General features: G+C 41.6%; 1 protein-coding gene. It reads left to right on the forward strand.

What is annotated here, in order from left to right:
• The coding region (locus HCR01_RS38240; protein ID WP_193201055.1) for an Rpn family recombination-promoting nuclease/putative transposase at window positions 1-552 on the forward strand (552 nt) is incomplete at its 5' end.
• Window position 553 lies beyond the last annotated feature (1 nt).

Here is a 553-nt window from a genome sequence, read left to right on the forward strand (position 1 = left end):
TTGCGAGTGTATCGTCGTTTTCCCAATAAACGAATGCATCAAGTCGTAATTTATCTGGACAAAACCACATCTGAAGAAGTTTACGAAACCACATTTACTATTGAAAATCTTCGACATGAATTTTCTGTGATTCGTTTGTGGGAGCAACCGCCAGAAATATTCTTGAGAACTACAGGGTTACTGCCATTTGCTGTATTGAGTGCGACTAATAATAAGGTTGGTACACTACAACAAGCGGCGGCGGCCGTTGATAAAATTAGTGAACGCCGGACACAAAGTAATATTGCTGCCGCCGCCGCAATCTTGGCCGGGTTAGTATTAGAACAAGAAGTAATTGGGCGTTTATTCAGGAAAGACATTATGCGCGAGTCGGTTATTTATCAATCAATTAAGACTGAAGGACGGGAAGAAGGGATTGAAGTAGGTGTTCGCCGTGTTGCTGTTAATCTTCTAAAAGAGAAGATGCCTATCGAAATGGTGGCAAAAGTTACTGGCTTAACAATCGAACAGGTACAAAGCTTACTCATGACAGACGTTGAACAGTCAGAATAAG

The sequence above is a fragment of the Nostoc sp. MG11 genome (genome assembly GCF_014904695.1).
In the GTDB taxonomy this organism is placed as follows: Bacteria; Cyanobacteriota; Cyanobacteriia; order Cyanobacteriales; family Nostocaceae; genus Komarekiella.